Here is a 6,078-nt window from a genome sequence, read left to right on the forward strand (position 1 = left end):
GTTCAGCTCACGCCGTTGCTGGTGCGCAGTGGTCCCGATGTCGTGCCGGTGAAGGGCTCCGATGGCCGGTATCATCTCCTCTGGGAGGTCCCGCTGCAGAACGGGACGTCGCTCCAGCTGACGGTGACGGGCATCGAGATCGAAGGAGACGGATCGATACTGCATGCCATGGATCAGGCCGAGATCGCCCGGTCGGTTGAGGTCATCGGAACGCGGAGAGCCGATCCGGTCGTCGGTCCGGCCCAGGGCGCACTCGTGTTCCTGACCCTCGCGTTCGATGCCCGTGCGGATCTTCCGCGCCGCCTGACACACCGGGTGACCGTCGCGGCCGATCGGCTTCCCGCGCCGATCACGACGCGCGGGGGCGAGGTGGCGGTCGACACCGATGCCCTGGTCCCCATTCTGGGCCCGCCGCTGGAAGCCGGGCGCTCGTACATTGCGGCCGACGGCTGTTGTCGTTCAGTTCGACACATCCGGGCGCCCCTCCCGCTCAACAACGACCTGTGGTTTGCCCAGCGGTTCGCGATCGACTGGGAGCAGGTCGATGCGCGGGGCGCGTTCGTGGTTGGCGACGCCTCCAATCCGCGCAACTACATCGTCTACGGCAAGCAGGTGCTGGCGCCGGCCGACGGCCAGGTCATCCTCGTGCGCGACGGTCTCGAGGACCAGGTTCCGGGACAGCTACCGGGCACGGCACTGCCGCTCGATGAGGTGGACGGCAACTCGGTCGTGATCGATATCGGCGACGGTCTGTTCACCTTGAGCGGTCACATGCAGAAGGGCTCGCTTCGCGTCAACGTGGGCGATCGAGTTCACCGAGGACAGCCGATCGGCCTGGTCGGCAACACCGGCAACAGCTCGGCGCCCCACCTCCACTTTCACGTCATGGACGGGCCCTCGCCGTTGACCTCCAACGGCAGGCCGTACGTGATCGATTCGTTCTCCATCGTCGGCCGCGGGGTATCGACGGCGGAATTCGATCGCGTCGAAAACACCGAGGAGCCGCTCGCGATCGTGCCCCCCGAGGGCGAGCCGCGCAGAACGAACGCGCTGCCGCTGGATCTGCTGATCCTGAATTTCGATTGAAGGCGTCCTCGGCCACCGGGTCGTCGACCTGGTGGGGCGTCGCTCAGACCGGCCGTCACCCCGTTTCGCACGAGGTGACGGCCGGAGGCTCAGTGGCGCGAGCGGCGCCGGGAGCGGAGCAGGGCGCCGGCGGCAGCGACGAGCACGAGAAGACCCCCGCCGTGCGAGCCCCCGTTGCCGGGGTTGATGGCGCAACCGTCGTCCTCCGATCCCGATCGGTGCGTCGGCGTCGGCACCGGTCCGCTCACCAGGCCGGTGGGCGTCGGCGACGGTGAGTCGGCCGTCGGCCACTGGCACAAGATCGTGCCGGTGGACACCGGCCCGCCGGGAGCTATCTCACACGACCAGGTTGCGCAGCGTTTCGTCACGGTGTCGCAGGCAGAATGCGCCGGCGGAGTACTACCCGGGATGAACGGGCAGTCTTCGGTCTTCTCGCACGCGGGCGCCGGCAGTGCACCCGCGAACAACGCGCCTTTGTTGCCGCTGCAGTTCTGCTGTTGTGTCTCGTAACCGTATGCTTCCGGCAATGAATCGCAGGCCGGAACAGGTTCCGCGTCCGTGATCGGGGGGTTGGTGCCGGGTACAAAGCCGGGGGCGAAGATGATCCGGTAGGCGCGCGCATCGCTCACATACGTCTGCGGGTCGTTCGGCCACGTGTAGCCGCCGGGGAACACGGCGTGCACCGTATCGTCGCCGATGCAGGCAGTCTCGTCGCTGGTGACTTCGCTGCAGCGGCCGAATGGCGGCTGCGAGGCGCGGTCGCTGTCCGTGTACGGATGCGTGCAGACGTCGGCGGCACAGCCGGCACTCTTGTTGAAGGCTCGGCAGGCACAGAACGGCTGCGCGCATACGCCATCGATGCAGTCGAAGCCTGTCGGGCAATCCGGGGACGTGGTGCAGGGCTCCGATCCATCATTCCAGCAGCCACCACTTTGGGCGCATTGGCCAACCGTGGGGCAGGTCCCACCGTAGACGTGGTTGGGGTCCCCCGGGGGGGCGAAACAGCAGAAGGCCAACCAATATTTGCATCGGTCATCCGTTGTTGGGTCGCAATGGGCGTCGGGCTTGGGGTGCTCGTACCTGCCGCAATTGGTGAAGCAGGCCACCACGTCGTCCGGGTTGCCGGTGCCCTGGATGATCTGCCCCACCTCGCCACGCGTCAGCTGGAAACTCGGTATACAGCTGCCGGGATCGCGCAGATCGGCGCCATGGACCGCGAGGGGCTGGTTCTGGCTCAACCAGAACATCGATGTCGGAGCGTTCGGCTGCGACTCGCAATGCGGACCGATGGCCTGAACGTCGATGGTGAGGGTGACGCCATCCACCAGGCTGATGTCGGGGTACACGAACCCCTGCGCCGCCTGCGAATTGAAGGTCCATTCGACGATGCTGGTCGGCGTTTGCGCGACGCTGCCGCGCGGCGGGTTCCTGAGCGCCTGCTTGCCGCAGTCATAGGCATCCCCGCAGCCACCGGTCTCGCACTGGGCGAGATTGTACTCGATGTCGTACTTGCAGCCGGTGCGCGGCCAGAAACGCGGCCCGAGCGCGCCGCAATTCGAGTTGTCCTGCGGGCAGACCGTCCCTTCCCACCCCGCCGGGATGTCGATGGTCAGGATATTCCCGTTGTTGGGTGCGCCCTTCGGTTGCATCACCCACGTCCCCTCGCGTGGCAGGACCGCGATCGGCGGCGGCACTGGCCCGCCCGCTACCGCGCTCCCCTGATGGGCGGCATCCGCCCCAGCCAAGATGGTCACGTCGGACTCGTTGACCAACTGCACCACATAGTTGAAGCCCGCCGCCGGCGAGGGAACCGGCAGGCTGTTCTCGTAGTCGGACGCGCCCGGAACGTCGCTGGTGCAGGCCGGGCATCCGCCCGAGGGAGGCGTCGGGCACGGCGGAGGGGGAGGGGTGAGTACCGGCAGCTCGGGTACGGCCGTCGGCGTTGGGATCGGCGATACCATCGTCGAGCCGGAAACGGTCTGCGCCCGAGCGACGACCGAGCCGAAGTAACGCTGCGCCGAAGCGAACCCGAGCGCCGCCACCAGCGCGACGATGACGACCCGGGTGGACCGGTTGCGCCGCATGGCCTGTCGACCGGAAGTTCCTGTCAGTCTGTCCATCGGCTCCCTACCTCAACCTGTGCAGAGTCGCGTAGCCGGCCTGCGAAGTGGATCGACGGCGCGGGTTGTCGATCATGGGTCCATCCAACGCGGGCAGGGGGTCTGTTGCGCAATTGTCCGCAATCAACCACCTTTCGCGTGGGAAAGGGAAGGCCCCCAGTGACCGCTGGCGCGGTCACGATGGCTTCCAGAAGGAGACGGAAACGATGGCGAAGACGGAAACGGCGATTCTCGCGGGCGGGTGCTTCTGGGGCATGCAGGACCTGATCCGCAAACTGCCGGGCGTAACGAACACGCGCGTCGGTTACAGCGGCGGCGATGTACCGCACGCGACGTACCGCAATCACGGTTCGCACGCGGAAGCGATCGAAGTGGTGTTCGACCCGGCCAAGCTCTCCTACCGGGAGCTTCTCGAGTTTTTCTTCCAGGTCCACGACCCGACGACCAAGAACCGGCAGGGCAACGATAGCGGCACATCATATCGGTCTGGCATCTACTACGAGTCGGACGAGCAGCGCCGGGTCGCCGAGGAGACGATCGCCGACGTGAACGCCTCCGGCCTCTGGCCGGGCCCCGTCGTCACCGAGCTGCGCCCGGCCGGTCCGTTCTGGGAGGCCGAGCCGGAGCATCAGGATTACCTGCTGCGTTCTCCCGGCGGCTACACGTGCCATTTCCCGCGACCGGGCTGGAAGCTGCCGCGGCGCGCGAGCGCACGGACGGCCTGAGGGGTGAGCTCGGCCGCGCCTCCGGCTGTCGCGGCACGAGCCGGCCGGCCGCGCCGAGCGCCCGCTGTGAGGGGCGGTCGCGTGATCTGGTTCCTGCCCTGGAGGGCATCCGACCCTTCGATGTCGATCGCCAACTCCGCGCGAGTGCTTGCCGCGGGGATTCCGCACCGCGTGCAGCAGCGCCTCATCGCGGCGGGGAATACGACCTTCATTCCACTGAACCACGGCAACTCCTGGTCGGTGTATACGCGCGATCCCGTGGGCAACGGGCTCGAGTTCGTCGTCGACAGCCCGTGGTTCGTCCACCAGCCGTTCGGTGAGTCCTCGACCTCGCCCTTGACGATGCCGAGATCCTGCGCCGAACGGAGGAGCTGTGTCGCGCGACCGGCGATTGCCAGCCGTACGAAGAGTGGCGCGAGACGATTGCCGGCCGGATCGCGGACGATCAGGCCCGGCTTCGCTAGGGCCTGCGGCCAAAGCCATTTCGATGGTCCGCCCCTGCCGGTACACGCGAATGCGGGTGCGGCGGGCGGACCCTGGCCGGGTGTCCGAGGGGCGCTTGCAGGGCTCGTCCTTCCTGGCAACTCCGCGCCTTGACGCCGGGTGTCTCGGCGCTGTACGCGAACGGCAGACGCATCGACAACCGAGGAATGCAGCCGACTATGATCGCATCGGGTCGAAGCAGCGACGGCGTTCGGGCGGGCTTTCAGCGCGTGCCGCTGTTGCTGGCATTGCTGTGGTTGACCGGGCTCATCGCTGCGGGTTGCGGCGGCGGCGGCTCGAAGGCGTCGCCGACGCAAACGCCGACCGCGGTGCCGACACCGCCGCCGACGCAGGTCGCGGGTCCGGGCCTGATGAGTGAGATCGTCGACGCGGCGGTGGCGTCCGATCCGAAAGGCGAGGTGTCGGTGACGTTCACGGTCACCGACGACGGCGGCATCCCCCTCACGGCGGTGACCAGCAGAGCCCAGAGCGACCAGGAGGCGCGCGTCCGCTTCACGCTCACCCGTCTCGAGGAGTACGACGGCGGCGGCGACCTCGGCAACACCTTCTTCCGCTACGTCAACGAGATCAACGCGACCCAGCCGGCGTTCGACAGCGGCGGGACCCTGACGGTCGTCGACGCGGCGACCGGCGCGTATCGCTACGTCTTCGCCACCCGGCTGCCGGCCGACTACGACCCTGCGCTCACCTATACGATTGCCACGCAGGTCGACCGTGACTTCCGTGAGCAGGAATACGGCGTCGACCCGGTGTTCGACTTCGTCCCCGGCGGCGGGGTGCCGCAAGTGCGAGCCGCGACGACGACGGCGCAGTGCAACAGCTGCCACGCGCCGCTCATCGAGCACGGCAATCGTCGAGAGGTGCGGCTCTGCCTCGCTTGCCATACCGAGGCGGCGGTGGCCGATACCGGCGAGAGCATCGATTTCCGGCACATGGTCCACAAGATCCATGCCGGCGTCGATCTGCATCTGGTCGCCGACGGTCCGCCGGGGGCGACCTACGCGATCGGCGACAGCGTCTTCGCCGAGAAGCGGGATGACGGCTTGGTCATCGGGGTCGCCTTTCCGCGCGACCTCCGCGAGTGTCTCACCTGCCACGCGGACGGTCCGACGGCGGACTTCTATCGCACCAAGGCCTCGGCCCCGGCCTGTGCGACCTGCCACGACGACGTGAACCCGTCGCTGGCGACGACAGCGGCCGGCCCGCCGGGGACCAACCATTCGCCCGGCGCGTATGCCGACGGCCAGTGCAGCGCCTGCCACGCCGGCACGCAGAACCAGGAGTTCGACATCAGCGTTCCCGGCGCGCACGTCGTGCCGGCGCGCTCGACGCAGCTGGAGGGCCTCAACGTCCTCATCTCCAACATCAGCAACCATGCCGCCGGACAGCGGCCGACCATCGCCTTCACGGTCGCCAACGACGCCGGCACGCCGGTGCGCGATCTCAGCACGCTCGGCAGCCTGGCGTTCAACTACGCTGGCCCGACCACCGACTACACGACGCTGCTCAACGGCAACCCGCTGGGCAGTTCGCCGACCGGCACGCTGGTCGGGCCAGACGCGGCCGGCGCTTTCATGTTCACGCCCAACGCGGCGATTCCCGCCGACGCGCACGGCACCTGGTCGCTCGGCGCGGAGTCGCGC

Annotated in this window: 5 protein-coding genes; 3 read left to right on the forward strand and 2 right to left on the reverse strand. The window is 68.0% G+C overall.

Annotation, left to right across the window (positions count from 1 at the left end; genetic code table 11):
* A partial coding sequence (locus tag ACRDUX_RS29510; protein ID WP_526419153.1) for a hypothetical protein occupies window positions 1–312 on the reverse strand: 312 nt, incomplete at its 3' end.
* Window positions 313–315: 3 nt separating this feature from the next.
* On the opposite strand from ACRDUX_RS29510, the gene ACRDUX_RS29515 reads away from it, so the two are divergent.
* Window positions 316–1,086, forward strand: coding sequence for a M23 family metallopeptidase (locus ACRDUX_RS29515; protein ID WP_526419155.1), 771 nt, complete (start codon window positions 316–318; stop codon window positions 1,084–1,086).
* Between the two features lie 89 nt (window positions 1,087–1,175).
* Here the strand turns inward: ACRDUX_RS29515 and ACRDUX_RS29520 are convergent, their stop codons facing one another.
* Window positions 1,176–3,206, reverse strand: coding sequence for a glycoside hydrolase 64/thaumatin family protein (locus ACRDUX_RS29520; RefSeq protein WP_526419157.1), 2,031 nt, complete (start codon window positions 3,204–3,206; stop codon window positions 1,176–1,178).
* A gap of 206 nt (window positions 3,207–3,412) precedes the next feature.
* Here ACRDUX_RS29520 and msrA point away from each other — a divergent pair, with 206 nt between their 5' ends.
* Entirely contained in the window at window positions 3,413–3,931 is a 519-nt protein-coding gene (gene msrA, locus ACRDUX_RS29525; protein ID WP_526419159.1) for a peptide-methionine (S)-S-oxide reductase MsrA, read from the forward strand.
* 740 nt (window positions 3,932–4,671) lie between these two features.
* On the forward strand, window positions 4,672–6,078 hold a 1,407-nt coding region (locus ACRDUX_RS29530), incomplete at its 3' end, for a multiheme c-type cytochrome (RefSeq protein ID WP_526419161.1).

Source organism: Mycobacterium sp. (genome assembly GCF_050701675.1).
Taxonomy (GTDB): Bacteria; Actinomycetota; Actinomycetes; order Mycobacteriales; family Mycobacteriaceae; genus Mycobacterium.

Excerpts from the sequence above, each read along its gene's own strand:
- ACRDUX_RS29520 (WP_526419157.1), bottom strand. The coding sequence starts at position 3,206 with ATGGACAGACTGACAGGAACTTCCGGTCGACAGGCCATGCGGCGCAAC.
- msrA (WP_526419159.1), top strand. The coding sequence starts at position 3,413 with ATGGCGAAGACGGAAACGGCGATTCTCGCGGGCGGGTGCTTCTGGGGC.